The following is a 17,115-nucleotide window of genomic DNA, read 5'->3' as shown; positions in this document are numbered from 1 at the left end:
CGGTGCCATCGAAGAGCGTGACGGTGTTCCTGCCCGGCGGTACGGTGTGGGAGTTCCACTGGAATTTGTACCGCCGAGCCAAATCAACTGGTGTGCAATGTGTTTCACCGATACGTTGCGGGCTTCGGGCGCGCCGGGATCAGCCGCGGCCACCAGAACAGTGGTCCAAGCAGCCGGGCGATCGCGGGAGTGATGAACGAGCGCACGATGAGCGTGTCCAGCAGCAGGCCAAGGCCGATGATGGAGCCCAGCTGCCCCACCGACAGTAGGTCGCTGGAGAGCATGGCCATCATCGTGGTCGCGAACACGATGCCCGCGGTGGTCACCACCTTGCCGGAGTTGGCGACGGCCCTGATGAGTCCGGTGTTGAGCCCGGCCTTGCTTTCCTCCAGATATCGGGCGATCAACAACAGGTTGTAGTCAGACCCGACGGCCACCAGGATGATGAAGGTGATGGGGAGGTTCAACCAGCTCAGCGGTATGCCCAGGAAGTGCTGCCAGACCAACACCGACAGCCCGAAGGCGCCGGAGTATGAGAACGCCACCGTGCCGATGATGACCAGTGCCGCCACCACGCTCCGGGTGATCAGCAGCATCACCAGGAAGATCAGGGCGAATGCCGCGATCGCCGCGATCAGGAGGTCGGTCTTGGTGGCGTCCTGGATGTCCCAGTAGGTTGCGGCCGCGCCACCGAGATAGACGCGCGACCCGGCCAGTGTCGTGCCCTTGAGTGCCTCTTTGGCCTTGGGGAGGTACGCCTGCGCGTGGTCAATGCCTTCCGGGCTCAGGGCCTCGCCGTCGTGATAGATCATGTAGCGGGCGGACTTTCCGTCCGGCGACATGAAGTACTTCAGGTCGATCTGGAAATACGGATTGGCGAACGCGTCGGGCGGCAGGTAGAAGAACTCGTCGTTCTTCGAGCTGTCGAATGCGTATCCGAGGTCCATCATCTGGCGGCCCAGCTCATTCATCTGGGTCAGCATGGGCCGCATGGTGCTCTGCTCGGTGAGCACCACCTTTCTCATCTTGTCCAGTTCGGCGGCGCTCTTGCCGATGACCTCGACCAGTTGGGGGGTGACGGCATCCTGAATCACGGCGGCCTTGAGGCTGTCGTCCGCCGCATCGGTCATCGCGTCGACCTGGTCGGTCATGTCGAACAGTGATCTCATCGCCCAGCACATCGGGATGTCCGCGCAGTGCGGTTCCCAATAGAAGTAGTTGCGCAGCGGTCGGAATTGGTCGTCGAAGTTCCCGAGGGTGTCCCGCATGCTGACGGTGGCATCCTTCAACTCCTGTGCACCCTTGAGGGAGATGTGCGCAGAACCTGCTTGTTGCCCGGTGAGCTCCTGCTGTTGGCGCATCAGGGCGGCCATCCGGTCGGTGATATCGGCCATCTGGGTGAACCGGTCGGTGAGATCGGTGAGGAAGGGCAGTATTTCGTTGATCTTGGTGCCCATCGTCCCCATCGTGTAGGTGAACGACGAATGCTCCAGTGGTGTGCCCAATGGTCTGGTGACGCTTTGGATCATGGCGACGCCGGGAGTGTGGAACACCTCGCGCGCCACCTTGTCCAACGCGATCATGTCCGTCGAATTGCGCATATCGTGATCGGACTCGATCATCAGCATGTCGCTGTTGAGCTTGCTCACCGGGAAATGCCTGTCTGCCGCGGCATACCCCTGATTGGCCGGGACGTCGTCGGCGATGTAAATCCGGTCGTTGTAGTTGGGGCGGTAGGACGGAAGCGTGATCGAGCCGATCATCACCACCACGCTGCTCACCACCAGGATCCGGCCCGGCCACCGTACCGTGACGGTAGCCACCTTGCGCCAAATTCCAGTGCTGGCCTTGACTTTCGGTTCAAACACCCCGAATCGGCTACCCAGTGCCAATACGGCGGGCCCGAAGGTGAGAGATGCGGCGACGGCGACGAGCGTCGCGGCCGCGCACGGGATGCCCATGGTGTTGAAGTAGTTGAGTCGGGTGAACTGAAGGCAGAATGTCGCACCCGCGATGGCCAGCCCCGACCCGAGAATGACATGCGAGACACCCTTGACCGCAGAGTAATACGCGGTCTCGCGGTCCTCGCCGGCATGGCGTGCCTCTTGATATCGGCCGATCAAGAAGATCGCATAATCGGTTCCGGCTCCGAGGATCAGCGACACCAGGATGTTGGATGCGAACACGGAGATGCCGATGAACTTGTGATAGGCGAGGAAAGCGACAACGCCTCGCCCACAAGAGAGTTCCACCATCACCATCAGCAGCGTCAGAAGTGCCGTCGCCACGGACCGGTAAACGATGAGCAGCATCACCGTGATGATGATGATGGTCACGTACATCAGGCGGATCATGCTTTGGTTGCCCACTTGGAGCATGTCCGTGGACAGCGGGGCGGAGCCAGAGACGTACACCTTGACCCCGTTGGGGGGCTGCACCTCGGAGACCAATTCGCGCACCGCGCGGATCGATTCGTCGGAGACTGTCGAGCCCTGGTCACCGGCAACCCGCACGAGTGTGTAGGCCGCTTGCCCGTCGGAGCTTTGTACGCCGGCGGCGGTCGTGCCCTGGCCCCACAGGTTCATCACGTACTGGACATGCTTCTTGTCATTTTCAAGCTTGCTGGCCAGTGTGTCGTAGAAGGTGTGGTCGGCATCGTTCAGCTTGTGGTCACCCTCCAGGATCACCATGGCCAAACTGTTGCTGTCGGATTCCTGGAACGACTCGCCGATGTGAATCAGCGCCCTGGAGGACGGTGCGTCGAGTGGCACCAGTGGGCCCTGATTCTGATCCGTGACCGGTTCGAGCTGGGGTACCACCACGTTGATCACCACGGTGAACGCCGCCCAGGCGAGCACCACGAGTATCGAATACTTGCGAATTATCTTGGCGAACAACGGTTTCTGTGCGGAGTGTGTGCTCATGCGGACAGCACCTGGCACCAGACCCCGGCGTGCTCGCCGGTCGCGGTGTGCTCCGAGCGCACCAGTCCGTCAACAGTGATGCGGCAGCCGACGTTTTGACCCGCTACCTGTGCCGTGATGTCCCCGGTCGCGGTGGTCAAGACCGTGGTCTCCGTATGCGTCCAGGGCAATGCGGTCGGCTCAATATCGACCGGTCGGTTGTTGGTGTCCCAATAGCTGATCCGCGCCCAGCCGCCGTAGTCGCCGAACACTTCGTAGACGATGTTCTTGGGATTGAATTGGACAACCGCGAAATTGCCTCCAGGACTGCGTGTTCGGTCCTCCGAGCCGAACACCCCGTGCGCGAATTTGATGGCCAGCCCTGCGATCAGAAGTATGACGATCGCCAACACGGGCAGCCAGATCTTGTTGACCACGCGACGGCTTCTGGAAACGCTCATGGCTGCACCTTTCGAGGTTCAATGCCCGCGGAACCCGCGACATCCGGGCGACATCGGCTTGCCCCGTTGCTTGCCGAGCGGTGTGGAACGTGGTCGTCACTGGTGACGGCGGTAGAGCCTGCCGCTCGGCGCGTTCACCGTTGTGGCGTTTGCGACTGTGGAGCGGAACTCATGCGTGACAGATACTATACAAGTTATGTATTAGGTGTGGATCTGGCGAGTGAGACGCTTGTCTCAGGGATCGGCACGGGCCGTAGGGGAATAAAATGACCGCACCGCAGATGGTTGTTTCCGAGCTCCGGATAGCGACGTCGCGGTTTCGATAGCCTGGGTCCTACCCGCGTTTACCTGAAATACCTGGACCGAGAGGCATGATGGCCGTCCACGAGAGCTCGATCACCGCACGCGACTGGACGCTGAACAGGCCGGAGCTCGACACATCACCGATGGAGGTGATCGGCGCGCTGAAGCGTGCGTCGGGACTGCTTGCCCGGTTGCTTGAGCCTCTCTATGCAACGGCGGCCATCGCCGAGCCCGAGCACGATGTTCTGGTGGTGCTGCGTCACCGCAAGGGGCCAGTGATCGCCCGTCACGTGGCCGAAGAGCTTGGGGTATCACAGGCCTGGGTGTCCAGAATGCTGCGCAAGCTCGAAGAGCGTGGGTACGTGCGCCGGGAGGCGAACGCCAACGATCGGCGGGCCGCGATCATCAGCATGACCGATAGCGGGCGCTCGGTAGTGGACGAGCTGTTCCCGGAGCGGCTGCGCATCGAAGCCGAAGCGCTTGCCGGGCTCGGCGACGAGCGCGCCACGGTCGTCGCCGGACTGGAGCGACTGGTCGCCTCGCTGAAGGCGTACGAGGGCTAGGCACACTCAGCGTTAGCGACGCGGCCAAATCCCCTGGCGGGGGTCTGGGAGAATGGCTCCCATGCATAGCACCGTCAGCGGCGCCGCCACCACGACCAGGGAAGAATTCAACGCCCTGGCGGCGGTGCATCGGGTGGTGCCGGTGACTCGAAAAGTACTGGCAGATAGCGAAACCCCACTCTCCGCGTACCGAAAGCTGGGCGCAAACCGCCCCGGCACATTCCTGCTCGAGTCGGCCGAAAACGGCCGATCGTGGTCGCGGTGGTCGTTCATCGGTGCGGGATCGCCCTCGGCGTTGACGGTGCGGGACGGTCATGCCGCGTGGCTGGGAGCGACTCCGGAAGGCGCCCCCGTCGGCGGAGACCCGCTCGACGCGCTGCGTGCCACCATGGATCTGCTGGCGGGTGAGTCGCTCGAAGGTCTCCCGCCGCTGTCCGGCGGCATGGTGGGCTTCCTGGCCTACGACATCGTCCGGCGGTTGGAGAAGCTTCCGGAACATGCCACCGACGACCTCGGACTGCCGGATCTGCTGCTGCTGCTCGCCACCGATATGGCGGCGGTCGACCACCACGAGGGCACCATCACGCTGATCGCCAACGCGGTCAACTGGGATGACACGGCGGAACGCGTGGCCGAGGCGTACGACAGCGCGGTCGCGCGGCTGGACGTGATGACGGCGGCACTGGGGCAGCCGCTCCCGTCGACCGTTGCCCACTTCGATCGACCGGCGCCCACTTACCGCAGCCAGCGCACCGTCCAGGAGTACAGCGCAATCGTGGACAAGCTGGTCGGCGACATCGAAGCCGGCGAGGCGTTTCAGGTTGTCCCGAGCATGCGCTTTGAGATGGAGACCGATGTCGACCCACTCGAGGTGTACCGAATCCTGCGGGTCACCAATCCCAGCCCGTACATGTATCTGCTTCATGCACCGGATTCCGATGGTGGAACAGCATTTTCCATCGTCGGGTCGAGCCCGGAGGCGCTAGTCACCGTCAAGGACGGGGTGGCCACCACCCATCCGATCGCGGGAACGCGCTGGCGCGGGGCTACTGCCGAGGAGGACATCCTGCTCGCCAAGGATCTTCTCGCCGACGAAAAAGAACTCTCCGAGCACCTGATGTTGGTCGACCTCGGCCGCAATGACCTCGGGCGGGTGTGCACCCCCGGCACCGTGAAGGTCAGTGATTACAGCCATATCGAGCGCTACAGCCATGTCATGCATCTGGTGTCGACAGTGTCCGGATCGCTTGCCGACGGCAAGACGGCGTTGGACGCCATCACCGCGTGCTTCCCAGCGGGAACGCTGTCCGGGGCACCGAAGGTGCGCGCCATGGAACTGATCGAGGAAGTCGAGCTCACCCGCCGCGGACTGTACGGGGGAGTCCTGGGCTACCTCGACTTCGCAGGCAACGCCGATTTCGCCATCGCGATCCGCACCGCGTTATTCAAGGACGGCCGCGCCTATGTGCAGGCCGGCGGGGGTGTGGTGGCCGACTCCACGGGCGAGTACGAATACAACGAGGCGCGCAACAAGGCCACCGCCGTGCTCAACGCCATCGCGGCCGCTGAAACCCTCACGGGCGCCGCGGATGTCTGACCCGGGCCCGCCGAACCCGGGCCGCAGACAGCTCCTGACGGGCGCTGGACTCCTCGTCGTCGCCGCGGCTGCGCTGTGGGTGGCCTCGAAATTCACCTGGGTTCGGCTGCGTTCCTTCGACGGTCTGGGTGAACCCAGAACGCTGCTGGTATCCGGCGCCGATTGGTCCGCCGCGTTGGTGCCGCTGGCCGTCGCCCTGATCGCAGCCGCGATCGCCACGCTCGCGATACGCGGCTGGGCCCTGCGCATCTTGGCCGTCCTGGTGGCGGTCATCGGAGCCGGCGCCGCCTATCTCGGTGTCAGCCTCTGGGCGGTTCGCGATGTCGGGCCGCGCGCCGCGGAGGTGAAGAACGTCGCGGTATCGACTCTGGTCGGCGCCGATCGCCTTTCCGGTGGTGCCACCACCGCCGTCCTTGCCGCCGTGGTGGCGGTGTTGGCCGCCATCACGCTGCTGCGGGCCGGGCGGGGAGTCACGGCCTCCAAGTATCAGACCCCGGCCGCACGACGCTCTGAGGCCGCGAATCCGGCCGATAAGAAGCAGAGTGAGCGAGTGATGTGGGACAGCCTCGACGACGGGCAGGACCCCACCGCCGGTCCGGCACGTCGGTAGTTCGGTTCGACAGTCCGGTTCGATGTGACCCGGTTTTCTTGTGTGAGCCCGCAGCGGCTACCCTTCTGTGAAGTTCGAGTGCGCAGGCGCGGGGGCGCTGCAAGAAGGGAATCGTCGAGGTCATGAGTTCGGGAACCGTACTCGATTCGATCCTCGATGGCGTGCGCGCTGATGTCGCGGCTCGCGAAGCCGTTATCGATCTCGCCACCGTCAAAGCGGCTGCCAAGGCCGCGCCCAAGCCACTCGATGTGATGGCCGCTCTGCGGGAGCCCGGTATCGCGGTAATCGCCGAGGTCAAGCGGGCCAGTCCGTCGCGCGGCGCACTCGCCGATATCAGTGATCCCGCCGAGCTTGCCAAGGCCTACGAGGACGGGGGAGCGCGCATCATCAGCGTGCTCACCGAGGGGCGGCGGTTCCATGGCAGCCTCGATGATCTGGACTCGGTACGCGCCGCGGTGTCGGTTCCCGTGTTGCGCAAAGACTTTGTCATCAGCCCGTATCAGATCCACGAGGCGCGCGCGCATGGCGCCGACCTGATCTTGCTGATCGTGGCGGCACTCGAGCAGACCGCGCTGGTGTCGCTGCTCGATCGCACCGAGTCGCTCGGCATGACCGCGTTGGTGGAGGTGCACACCGAGGAAGAGGCCGACCGGGCTCTGTCCGCCGGGGCCTCCGTCATCGGAGTCAACGCACGTGACCTGAAAACTCTTGAGATCGACCGGGATTGCTTCTCGCGCATCGCGCCGGGGCTGCCCAGCGGAGTGATCCGTATCGCCGAATCCGGTATCCGCGGTACCGCCGACCTGCTTGCCTATGCCGGTGCCGGAGCCGACGCCGTGTTGGTCGGCGAGGGGTTGGTCACCAGCGGCGATCCGCGGGGGGCCGTCGCTGATTTGGTGACTGCGGGCACGCATCCGTCCTGCCCTAAACCGGCCCGCTAGACAATGCCCGAAAGCTTTCACACAGGCGGCTCATCCAGCATGAAGAACACCGGTTTACCGCAGATGAGCGCTGCGATCGCCGAACCCACCGCGCACGATCCGGACGCCCGCGGCCATTTCGGTCCCTACGGCGGTCGCTACGTGGCCGAGGCGCTGATGGCCGTCATCGAGGAAGTGACCGCCGCCTACGAGAAGGCGCGGTCCGATCGATCCTTCCTCGATGAGCTCGATCGGCTGCAGACGCACTACGTGGGCCGCCCGTCCCCGCTGTACGAAGCGGAGCGACTCAGTGCCCACGCGGGTGGCGCGCGGATCCTGCTCAAGCGAGAAGACCTGAACCACACGGGTTCTCACAAGATCAACAACGTTCTGGGTCAAGTCTTGCTGGCCAAGAAGATGGGCAAGACTCGGGTCATCGCGGAAACCGGCGCCGGGCAGCATGGCGTCGCCACGGCCACCGCCTGTGCGCTTCTGGGCCTCGAATGCGTGATTTACATGGGCGCCGTCGACACCGCACGGCAGGCGCTCAACGTCGCGCGGATGCGGCTGCTCGGATCAACTGTGGTGTCGGTGGAGTCCGGGTCGAAGACCCTGAAGGACGCCATCAACGACGCGATGCGCGACTGGGTGACCAATGCGCACAACACCTACTACTGCTTCGGTACCGCCGCCGGGCCGCATCCCTTCCCGGTGATGGTTCGCGATTTCCAGCGCATCATCGGTATGGAGGCACGCGCCCAAGTTCTCGCCCAGGAGGGCAGATTGCCGGACGCGGTAGTCGCCTGCGTCGGCGGGGGCTCGAACGCCATCGGCCTGTTCCATGCCTTCATCGACGATCCGGCGGTGCGCCTCGTCGGATACGAGGCGGCGGGCGACGGTGTCGAGACCGGCAGGCATGCAGCCACATTCAGCGGCGGGACACCAGGCGCCTTCCAGGGCTCCTACTCCTACCTGCTGCAGGACGATGATGGTCAGACCATCGAGTCCCATTCGATCTCAGCGGGTCTGGACTACCCGGGAGTCGGTCCTGAGCACGCTTGGCTGCGTGAAAGTGGACGTGCGGACTACCGCCCCGTCACCGACAGTGAGGCCATGGATGCCTTCCTGCTGCTCTCCCGCGCCGAGGGAATCATTCCCGCCATCGAGTCGGCCCATGCCGTCGCGGGCGCACTCACGCTCGGGGTCGAGTTGGGTGCGGGCGCTGTCATCGTGGTGAACCTGTCGGGTCGCGGCGACAAGGACGTCGAGACCGCCGCCACGTGGTTCGACCTCTTGGACAAGAACGGCAGCCAGTCATGACACAGCCCGGCCGTCTGACCGAAGTCTTCGACAAATGCCGCGCCGAGGAACGCGCCGCGCTGATCGGATACTTACCCAACGGGTATCCGGACCTGGACACCTCGATTGAACTCATGACCACCCTGGTGCGCGGCGGATGCGACATCATCGAAGTCGGGATCGCGTATTCCGATCCGATGATGGACGGCCCGATGATCGCCGCCGCCGCAGAGACCGCGCTTGCCAACGGGGTTCGGGTGGCGGACGTGTTCACCACGGTGCGCGCCATCACCGACGCCGGCGGGCATGCTGTCGTCATGTCGTACTGGAATCCGGTGCTGCGCTATGGAGTTGACGCGTTCGCACGTGACCTCGCCGCCGCGGGCGGCCTCGGCATCATCACTCCGGATCTGATCCCCGATGAGGCCGAAGACTGGATCGCCGCCTCGGACGCACACGATTTGGACCGCATCTTCCTCGTCGCGCCGTCATCCACGCCCGAAAGACTCGCGAAGACAATTGGCGCCTGCCGGGGATTCGTGTACGCGGCATCCACTATGGGCGTCACTGGCGCCCGTGATGCGGTGTCGAACGCCGCACCCACCCTGGTGAGCAGGGTCCGCGAGGTCTCCGATATCCCGGTGGGGGTGGGTCTGGGCGTGCGCTCCGGTGCACAAGCGGCTGAGATCGCGGCATATGCCGACGGCGTGATCGTCGGTTCGGCATTGGTGGCGGCAGCCCCGCAGGGCCCCGCGGCCGTGCGTACGTTGACTGAAGAGTTGGCCACCGGAGTCCGAAGGGCATGAGCTCAGGGACAACAGGGAAAACAGGTAGAGCACAGTGACTATCGTGAATCTGGCATACATCCCCAGTCCGCCCCAAGGAGTCTGGCATCTGGGGCCGATCCCGATCCGCGCATACGCACTGTGCATCATCGCGGGCATCATCGTCGCGCTGGTCATCGGTGATCGTCGGTGGGAGCAACGCGGCGGCGAACGCGGCGTCATCTACGACATCGCTTTGTGGGCAGTGCCTTTCGGGCTGGTCGGCGGCCGGCTCTATCACGTGATGACCGACTGGCAGACCTACTTCGGACCGCATGGCAAGGGCCTGGGCAAGGCGATCGCAGTCTGGGAGGGTGGCCTCGGCATCTGGGGCGCCGTTGCCCTCGGTGGCGTCGGAGCCTGGATCGCGTGTCGCCGGCGCGGGATTCCGTTGCCGGCCTTCGCTGATGCGATCGCTCCCGGCATCGTGCTGGCCCAAGCGATCGGCCGATTGGGCAACTACTTCAACCAGGAACTCACCGGCGGACCGACCACGCTGCCGTGGGGGCTGGAACTGTTCTACCGCCGCTCTGCCGATGGCACGGTGGACGTCCTCAACCTCAACGGTGTGTCCACCGGCGAGGTAGCCCAGGTCGTCCACCCGACTTTCCTCTACGAATTGTTGTGGAATGTCTTGGTTTTCGCACTGCTTATTGTCGTGGATCGGCGCTTCAAGATTGGGCATGGGCGGCTGTTCGCGATGTACGTCGCGGCGTATTGCGTCGGGCGCTTCTGGGTCGAGCTGATGCGCGTGGATCCGGCGACACAGTTCGGTGGAATTCGAGTCAACTCGTTTACCTCGACGCTGGTGTTCCTCGGTGCGATTGCCTACATTCTGCTGGCGCCCAAGGGCCGTGAGGATCCTGCGACTCTGGGTGGCACGCCGGCGCCGGCCGGCGCCGGGGAATCTGCCGCAGAGCCCGCTGCCGATGACACCGAGGAGTCCAAGACTCCTAACGATTCCGAGGATGTCGCGGAGACAACCGACGAAGGCGTCACGAAGAATCCAGGGGAAGGCGCCGCGGATAAGCCCGCGGACGAACCCGCCGAAAATTCTGGCATTGTGGAGAAATGACCGAGAGCACTCCGCCTCCTTTCGGAACTCCTCCGCCGGTACCACCGCCCGGCATTCCTTATCCGCCGCCGTATGTGGATCCCGCGGCCCCTTATGGACGCGACCCGGCCACCGGGGCGCCGTATTCGGACAAGTCGAAACTCGTCGCCGGTCTGTTGCAACTGCTGGGCCTGGTCGGATTCCTGGGCTTCGGCCGCATCTACCTCGGCCAGACCCTGCTGGGCGTCATTCAGCTGATAGTCGGCTGGGTGACATTCGGCGTTGGAGCACTGATCTGGGGAATCATCGATGCGGTGTTGATCCTCGGCGGCAAGGTCGGCGACAAGGCTGGTCGCCAGCTTAGGGATTGACGTGTGAGAAAATGGGATTGACCGGGACGGCCCGGTCATTCTCTCGCCAGGGGACGACCTCACCGAAACACGGAGGTATCTCTCATGGTTTGGCTGGTCCTCATTCTTGCGGGTCTTCTCGAGGTGGGATGGGCCATCGGCCTGAAGTACACCGAGGGTTTCACTCGGTTGTGGCCCACGGTCGGCACCATCGGATCAATGATCATCAGCATCGCGCTGCTGGGCATCGCGATGAAGAACCTACCGGTGGGCACCGCCTACGCGATCTGGGTGGGCGTGGGAGCCGTCGGTACCGCGATCCTAGGCATTGTGCTGTTCGGCGATTCGGCCAACATCTGGCGCCTACTGAGCCTGGGATTGATCGTGGCAGGCATCATCGGTCTGAAATTGGCCTCCTGACAACGTAAACCGGCCAAGGTAACCGGCGGGTGAATCGTGCTCGCGCTGACTCGTGAGTAGGTAGCACCCCGACTATGCTCAAAAGTCGTGACGAGACGCGGAAAAATTGTTTGTACCCTCGGCCCTGCGACCGGTTCGGCCGAGCTTGTACGTGCGCTCGTCGACGCTGGTATGGACGTCGCGCGGCTGAACTTCAGCCACGGTGAGCACGCCGACCACGAGCAGAACTACCGTTGGGTGCGCAGAGCCTCCGACGAGTCCGGGCGGGCGGTCGGCGTGCTTGCCGACCTCCAGGGACCCAAAATCAGGCTGGGACGGTTCGCTACCGGATCTGCCCACTGGGTGACAGGCGAACTGGTCCGGATCACCGTCGAGGACGTCATCGGAACCCCCGATCGGGTTTCCACCACGTACAAGCAGCTGGCTGTGGATGCCGCCGTCGGCGACAGGCTGCTGGTCGATGACGGCAAGGTAGGGCTGACCGTAGAGGCGATCGAGGGCGACGACGTGGTATGCCGGGTCACCGAGGGTGGGCCGGTCAGCAACAACAAGGGATTGTCGTTGCCGGGGATGAACGTCTCGGTGCCCGCGCTGTCCGAGAAGGACATCGCGGATCTTGAATTCGCCCTGCGCCTCGGAGTCGATCTCATCGCGCTGTCCTTTGTGCGCTCGCCCAGCGATGTCGAGTTGGTGCACGCCATCATGGACCGCGTCGGACGCCGCGTGCCGGTGATCGCCAAGCTGGAGAAGCCCGAGGCCGTTGCCAATCTTGAGGCCATCGTCCTTGCCTTCGACGCGATCATGGTCGCCCGCGGTGACCTCGGCGTGGAACTGCCGCTCGAAGATGTGCCCATTGTGCAGAAGCGGGCGATCCAGATCGCGCGTGAGAACGCTCGTCCCGTCATCGTGGCGACCCAGATGCTCGAATCGATGATCGAGAACTCCAGGCCCACCCGTGCCGAGGCTTCCGATGTTGCCAACGCGGTCCTCGACGGCGCCGATGCGGTGATGCTGTCGGGGGAGACCTCGGTGGGCAAGTACCCGCTCGAGGCAGTGCGGACCATGGCTCGCATCGTGTCCGCGGTGGAAAGCCACTCCGTGAGCGCGCCGCCGTTGACACACGTGCCGCGGACCAAACGCGGAGTCATCTCCTACGCAGCGCGGGATATCGGAGAACGCCTCAACGCCAAGGCACTCGTCGCGTTTACGCAGTCCGGTGACACCGTGCGTCGCCTAGCGCGGTTGCACACCCCACTACCCGTGTTGGCGTTCACCCCGCTGCCCGAGGTGCGTAGCCAGCTCGCGCTCACCTGGGGAACGGAAACCTTCATTGTCCCGGTGATGGACACCACCGACGGCATGATCCAACAGGTGGATACGGCATTGCTGGCGATGGAGCGCTATCAGAGCGGAGATCTCGTGGTGATCGTCGCGGGCGCCCCTCCCGGGACAGTAGGCTCGACCAATCTGATCCATGTGCACCGGATCGGCGAGGACGACCACTAGGAGCTCAGCATCAGCATCGATGAGCCGCTTGCGCGAAGAGAATCAGGCAAGGCCGACTTTGAACAGCTTCTTGCGCTGCTGGAACTGAAAAATCCCGAGACCGACGTCTTCATCGGCGGGCATCCGACCGTCAATCCGCCGCGCACCTTTGGCGGTCAGCTGATGGCGCAGTCCGTGGTGGCCTCCGGCCGCACCGTATCGGACAGGCTGTCGCTGGCCGCGATCTCGACCCATTTCATCAATGGCGGCGACCCCGAGCGGGACATCGAATTCCGGGTGCAGCGGTTGCGGGACGAGCGTAGCTTCGCCAACAGGCGGGTTGACGCGGTCCAGGGTGAGCTGCTGTTGTCCTCGGCGTTGGTGTCGTATCTCAAGGATTCGCCAGGGCTGGAGCACGCGGTGAAGCCACCGACGGTGGCCGATCCCGAGACACTGCCGTCCATCGACGAGCATCTGGTCGGCTACGAGGAGACCGTGCCGATGTTCGTGGCCGCGCTCAAACCGATCGAATGGCGGTACGACAATGACCCGGCGTGGGTTCTCAAGGCGAAATCTGAACGGCTGGAACATAATCGGGTTTGGATGAAGACCCATGCGGCGCTACCCGATGACCCGGTGCTGCACAGCGCCGCACTGGTCTATTCATCGGACACCACCGTGCTGGACTCGATCATCACCACCCACGGTCTGTCCTGGGGCTATGACCGGATTTTTGCAGCGACCATCAACCACAGCGTGTGGTTTCACCGTCCGCTGCGGTTCGACGACTGGGTGCTCTACGCGACCGAGTCGCCGGTCGCCTCGGCAGGTCGCGGAATGGGCGCGGGGCGCTATTTCGATCGCGAAGGAGCGTTGCTGGCCAGTACCATTCAGGAAGGCATTATCAAATACTTCCCGGGGCGGTCATGATTCGTATTCTTTCTCTGCTGGTGCTGGTCCTCACCGTTGTCACCATCATTTCCATCATCAAGGACCCGGCGAAGCCCAATGGCGAGAAGCTCCCATGGGCCATCATCGTGCTTGTGTTTCCGATCTTCGGACCCATCTTGTGGTTTGCCATCGGAAAGAGTGATCCCTCCGACCGCTGGTAGTCGCAGGAGTATCCTGGGAGGTGGATGCGAGCTCCCGGGGAGGTGGCTGGATGCTAGAACCATCAGCGACTACCACCCGTGTGCGCATTGCTGAACGCATTGCCGTTCATAGTGATTCACGATCAGCGCGTTTGGTAAGCGCCGGTACGCTGCTTTTGGTGACCGGGTGGCTGGTGCTTTTGGTCGCCCATGCCGGATACCTGAAACACCCCGATTTCGACGAAATCCTTTGGCCTCTGACCGTTCTTTTCTGTGTCGGTTTTATCGCGCGCGGAATCTTCCTTGGCCGGCCGGTCACCTACGGTCATGCGGCGTGGGCGGGGGTAGCGATTCTGATCGCACTGGGAGCCGACGTCCTGCAATTCGAGCGCACGGGTGACGTACTGGTCGTCGCCGCCGGTCTCATCCTGATGTGGCCGACATCGGCGGCGCCGCAACCGGAGGCGCTGGCGCAGATCTGTGCCCTGGTCGCCAAGACCAGCGACGATCCGTTGGCGGTGTTTGCCATGCACTCGCTGAAGTCCTATTACTTCAATGCCGACGGTAGCGCGGCGATCGCGTACCGGACCCGGGCGGGTTTTGCGGTGGTCGGCGGCGACCCCATCGGGGACGAGTCCGGGTTCCCGTCCCTGGTCCGGGACTTCGCGGCGATGTGCCGCTCGCATGGCTGGCGCATCGCGATTCTGGGATGCAGTGAGCGCCGCCTGCCACTGTGGGGCGACTCCCGCGTAGTGGGTCACCGGCTGCGCGCCATAGCCGTGGGTCGCGATGTCGTCGTCGACGTGCAGACCTTCGACATGGTGGGCCGCAAGTATCGCAACCTGCGCCAGGGCATGCAGCGCACCCACAACTCGGGGGTGACCACCGAGATTGTCGACGAGCGCAGTCTCGATGGTGCGCTACGCACCGAACTGGAACAGGTGATGGAACTTTCGCACGGAGGTCGATTCGAGCGGGGCTTCTCGATGATCCTCGACGGCGCGCTACTCGGTCGCTACCCCGGCATCCGGCTCATCATCGCCCGCGACAATCGTGGTGTGGTGCAGGGCTTTCATCGGTATGTCACCTCCGGTGGCGGCACCGATGTCTCCCTCGATGTGCCATGGCGGCGCCCCAGCTCGCCCAACGGGTTGGACGAGCGACTCACGATCGACATGATCACGTGTGCGAAGGCAGAAGGCGCGCGCCGGTTGTCGCTCGCATTCGCGGCGTTCCCGGAGATCTTTGCCGAGAGGGACCGCACCCGCGCGCAGCAGATCTGCTACTCGGCGATTCACATACTCGATCCGCTGATCGCGCTGGAGTCTCTGTACCGGTACCTGCGCAAGTTCCACGCCCTCGGTGCGGCGCGATACGTGCTCGTGCAGATGTCGACGGTGCCGCTGGTCGCGTTCGCGTTGCTGAGCCTGGAATTCGCGCCCAGGATGCGCCCCAAAGTGTCTGCTGGACCTGCCACGTAACAGGACATTAACGTCCGGAAAACGCGCTCGAATTGGGCGGTGGACAGGCTGTCCGCGTGACCGACACTCTCGATACGACTGCATCCGCACCCGTTTCGTCTGCTCCGTCCACCCACGACGCCTCGGAAAGCGCGGCACTGCGGGAGACATTGGAGGACTACACACTCCGGTTCGCTCCCAGGCGTTTTCGGCGCTGGAGCCCCGCCGTGGTTGGTGTTACCGCCTTGGGCAGCATCGCCTACTTGGCAGACTTCGCGATCGGTGCCAACATTGGAATCTCCTATGGCACCGGAAATGCGCTGTGGGGCATAGGGGTTTTTGCGGTCATCATTATTTTGACCGGAATCCCGTTGTCGTACTACGCGGCCCGTTACAACATCGACCTCGACTTGATCACGCGTGGAAGCGGATTCGGCTACTACGGCAGCATCGTCACCAATGTCATCTACGCGACGTTCACGTTCATATTCTTCGCGCTCGAGGGCTCGATCATGGCCCAAGGACTCAAGCTCGGGCTCGGCGTACCGCTACCCGTGGGCTATGCGACGTCCACGATCATCATCATTCCGCTGGTCATCTACGGGATGAAGGCATTGTCGGTGCTTCAGGTGTGGACCACCCCGTTGTGGCTTGTCATGATGGTCATCCCGTTCGTCTATCTGGTAGTGCGTCACCCGGATTCCATCGGCACGTTTTTCGCCTACGGCGGCAAGGACGCGCAGGCCGTCAATCTGGGCTCGATCATGCTGGCAGCGGGGGTGTGCCTATCCTTGATCGCGCAGATTGCCGAGCAGATCGACTATCTGCGCTTCATGCCGCCGAAAACCCCTGAGAACAGCCGCCGTTGGTGGACCGCCATGTTGTTGGCGGGACCCGGCTGGGTCCTGTTCGGTGCCATCAAACAGGTGATCGGGCTGTTCCTGGCCGTGTATCTCATCGCCAACGTGGCGGGCGGGGCCGCGGTGGCCAATCAGCCGGTGCATCAGTTCCTGGAGATCTACCAGAACATGATGCCGCACTGGCTGGCGATCACCCTGGCGGTGATTCTGGTGGTTATCAGCCAGATCAAGATCAACGTCACCAATGCCTATTCGGGTTCGTTGGCATGGACCAACTCCTTCACCCGCATCACCAAGCACTACCCGGGCCGTCTGGTCTTCGTGCTGTTCAACCTGCTGATCGCGCTGGTGCTCATGGAAGCCAACATGTTCGACTTCCTGAGCACCATCCTCGGGTTCTACGCCAACTGCGGTATGGCATGGGTCGTCACGGTGGCCTCCGATATCGCGGTCAACAAGTACCTGCTCAAGCTCTCGCCCAAGGAGCCCGAGTTCCGGCGGGGCATGCTTTACGACATCAACCCAGTCGGATTTGTATCGATGCTGTTCTCGGCAGGTATCTCGATCCTGGTCTTCTTCGGGGTGTTCGGCGAGGCGATCCGTCCCTACTCGCCGATCGTGGCAGTCGTGATCGCCTTTGTGCTGCCGCCGATCCTGGCCGTGGCGACGCGCGGAAAGTACTACCTGCGCCGGACCGACGACGGTATCGACCTGCCGATGTACGACGAGTACGGAAACCCGTCCGATGAGCTGCTACGGTGCGCGGTCAGCGGCATCGACTTCGAGCGCCCCGACATGCTCGCCTCGGCGAAGCCCGGCCCCGACGGGCAGCTGCAGTACATCTCGTCGCTCAGCCTGGCCACCGACCGGCTCGGTGAGCATGTGCTGCCTGCCGATCCGCCCACGCGGTAGCGA

Annotated in this window: 16 protein-coding genes; 14 read left to right on the top strand and 2 right to left on the bottom strand. The window is 63.5% G+C overall.

Features of this window, described 5'->3' with window-relative positions:
* Nucleotides 1–104: 104 nt before the first annotated feature.
* Together B4393_RS18710 and B4393_RS18705 are read right to left on the bottom strand one after the other, a co-directional pair.
* Nucleotides 105–2,924: an MMPL/RND family transporter gene (locus B4393_RS18710; protein ID WP_078335345.1), complete on the bottom strand. Its 2,820-nt coding sequence runs from the start codon at nt 2,922–2,924 to the stop codon at nt 105–107.
* Nucleotides 2,921–3,364, bottom strand: coding sequence for an MmpS family transport accessory protein (locus B4393_RS18705; protein WP_078335344.1), 444 nt, complete (start codon nt 3,362–3,364; stop codon nt 2,921–2,923). Before B4393_RS18705 ends, B4393_RS18710 begins: the two co-directional genes overlap by 4 nt.
* A gap of 374 nt (nt 3,365–3,738) precedes the next feature.
* On the opposite strand from B4393_RS18705, the gene B4393_RS18700 reads away from it, so the two are divergent.
* The 14 genes from B4393_RS18700 to B4393_RS18635 all read left to right on the top strand — a co-directional run bounded on the left by B4393_RS18700 (nt 3,739) and on the right by B4393_RS18635 (nt 17,112).
* Entirely contained in the window at nt 3,739–4,230 is a 492-nt protein-coding gene (locus B4393_RS18700; RefSeq protein WP_078335399.1) for a MarR family winged helix-turn-helix transcriptional regulator, read from the top strand.
* A gap of 61 nt (nt 4,231–4,291) precedes the next feature.
* On the top strand, nt 4,292–5,827 hold the full coding sequence (locus B4393_RS18695) for an anthranilate synthase component I (RefSeq protein ID WP_078335398.1): 1,536 nt from the start codon (nt 4,292–4,294) through the stop codon (nt 5,825–5,827).
* Complete coding sequence (locus B4393_RS18690; RefSeq protein ID WP_078335343.1) at nt 5,820–6,437, top strand: TIGR02234 family membrane protein; 618 nt, start codon at nt 5,820–5,822, stop codon at nt 6,435–6,437. The genes B4393_RS18695 and B4393_RS18690 overlap by 8 nt, the downstream gene beginning before the upstream one ends.
* A 122-nt stretch (nt 6,438–6,559) precedes the next feature.
* Nucleotides 6,560–7,378, top strand: a complete 819-nt coding sequence (trpC, locus tag B4393_RS18685; protein WP_078335342.1) for an indole-3-glycerol phosphate synthase TrpC — start codon at nt 6,560–6,562, stop codon at nt 7,376–7,378.
* 39 nt (nt 7,379–7,417) lie between these two features.
* Complete coding sequence (trpB, locus tag B4393_RS18680; protein ID WP_078335341.1) at nt 7,418–8,677, top strand: tryptophan synthase subunit beta; 1,260 nt, start codon at nt 7,418–7,420, stop codon at nt 8,675–8,677.
* Nucleotides 8,674–9,462: a tryptophan synthase subunit alpha gene (trpA, locus tag B4393_RS18675; RefSeq protein ID WP_078335340.1), complete on the top strand. Its 789-nt coding sequence runs from the start codon at nt 8,674–8,676 to the stop codon at nt 9,460–9,462. Before trpB ends, trpA begins: the two co-directional genes overlap by 4 nt.
* Before the next feature lie 34 nt (nt 9,463–9,496).
* On the top strand, nt 9,497–10,555 hold the full coding sequence (lgt, locus tag B4393_RS18670) for a prolipoprotein diacylglyceryl transferase (protein ID WP_078335339.1): 1,059 nt from the start codon (nt 9,497–9,499) through the stop codon (nt 10,553–10,555).
* The gene (locus B4393_RS18665) at nt 10,552–10,905 is read left to right on the top strand and encodes an NINE protein (RefSeq protein ID WP_078335338.1); all 354 of its coding nucleotides are present in this window, start codon (nt 10,552–10,554) and stop codon (nt 10,903–10,905) included. Before lgt ends, B4393_RS18665 begins: the two co-directional genes overlap by 4 nt.
* An 84-nt stretch (nt 10,906–10,989) precedes the next feature.
* Nucleotides 10,990–11,304, top strand: coding sequence for a quaternary ammonium compound efflux SMR transporter SugE (sugE, locus tag B4393_RS18660; protein WP_078335337.1), 315 nt, complete (start codon nt 10,990–10,992; stop codon nt 11,302–11,304).
* A gap of 87 nt (nt 11,305–11,391) precedes the next feature.
* Nucleotides 11,392–12,810 carry a pyruvate kinase gene (gene pyk / locus B4393_RS18655; protein WP_078335336.1) on the top strand — a complete coding sequence of 473 codons (1,419 nt, stop codon included), beginning with the start codon at nt 11,392–11,394 and terminating at the stop codon, nt 12,808–12,810.
* A gap of 15 nt (nt 12,811–12,825) precedes the next feature.
* Nucleotides 12,826–13,719, top strand: coding sequence for an acyl-CoA thioesterase II (locus B4393_RS18650; RefSeq protein ID WP_078335335.1), 894 nt, complete (start codon nt 12,826–12,828; stop codon nt 13,717–13,719).
* A complete protein-coding gene (locus tag B4393_RS18645; RefSeq protein WP_070939694.1) occupies nt 13,716–13,901 on the top strand; it encodes a PLD nuclease N-terminal domain-containing protein in 186 nt (61 codons plus the stop codon). Before B4393_RS18650 ends, B4393_RS18645 begins: the two co-directional genes overlap by 4 nt.
* 50 nt (nt 13,902–13,951) lie before the next feature.
* Nucleotides 13,952–15,361, top strand: a complete 1,410-nt coding sequence (locus B4393_RS18640) for a bifunctional lysylphosphatidylglycerol flippase/synthetase MprF (protein ID WP_078335397.1) — start codon at nt 13,952–13,954, stop codon at nt 15,359–15,361.
* Nucleotides 15,362–15,417: 56 nt separating this feature from the next.
* The gene (locus B4393_RS18635) at nt 15,418–17,112 is read left to right on the top strand and encodes a purine-cytosine permease family protein (RefSeq protein ID WP_078335334.1); all 1,695 of its coding nucleotides are present in this window, start codon (nt 15,418–15,420) and stop codon (nt 17,110–17,112) included.
* The last annotated feature ends 3 nt before the right edge of the window (nt 17,113–17,115 follow it).

Origin of the sequence: Mycobacteroides franklinii, from assembly GCF_002013895.1 — a bacterium.
GTDB classification, from domain to species: domain Bacteria; phylum Actinomycetota; class Actinomycetes; order Mycobacteriales; family Mycobacteriaceae; genus Mycobacterium; species Mycobacterium franklinii.
This window is presented reverse-complemented; position numbering and strand designations above follow the sequence as displayed.

Coding starts and splice junctions, on each gene's coding strand:
- B4393_RS18710 (WP_078335345.1), bottom strand. CDS start 2,924: ATGAGCACACACTCCGCACAGAAACCGTTGTTCGCCAAGATAATTCGC.
- B4393_RS18705 (WP_078335344.1), bottom strand. CDS start 3,364: ATGAGCGTTTCCAGAAGCCGTCGCGTGGTCAACAAGATCTGGCTGCCC.
- B4393_RS18700 (WP_078335399.1), top strand. CDS start 3,739: ATGGCCGTCCACGAGAGCTCGATCACCGCACGCGACTGGACGCTGAAC.
- B4393_RS18695 (WP_078335398.1), top strand. CDS start 4,292: ATGCATAGCACCGTCAGCGGCGCCGCCACCACGACCAGGGAAGAATTC.
- B4393_RS18690 (WP_078335343.1), top strand. CDS start 5,820: ATGTCTGACCCGGGCCCGCCGAACCCGGGCCGCAGACAGCTCCTGACG.
- trpC (WP_078335342.1), top strand. CDS start 6,560: ATGAGTTCGGGAACCGTACTCGATTCGATCCTCGATGGCGTGCGCGCT.
- trpB (WP_078335341.1), top strand. CDS start 7,418: ATGAAGAACACCGGTTTACCGCAGATGAGCGCTGCGATCGCCGAACCC.
- trpA (WP_078335340.1), top strand. CDS start 8,674: ATGACACAGCCCGGCCGTCTGACCGAAGTCTTCGACAAATGCCGCGCC.
- B4393_RS18665 (WP_078335338.1), top strand. CDS start 10,552: ATGACCGAGAGCACTCCGCCTCCTTTCGGAACTCCTCCGCCGGTACCA.
- sugE (WP_078335337.1), top strand. CDS start 10,990: ATGGTTTGGCTGGTCCTCATTCTTGCGGGTCTTCTCGAGGTGGGATGG.
- B4393_RS18645 (WP_070939694.1), top strand. CDS start 13,716: ATGATTCGTATTCTTTCTCTGCTGGTGCTGGTCCTCACCGTTGTCACC.
- B4393_RS18640 (WP_078335397.1), top strand. CDS start 13,952: ATGCTAGAACCATCAGCGACTACCACCCGTGTGCGCATTGCTGAACGC.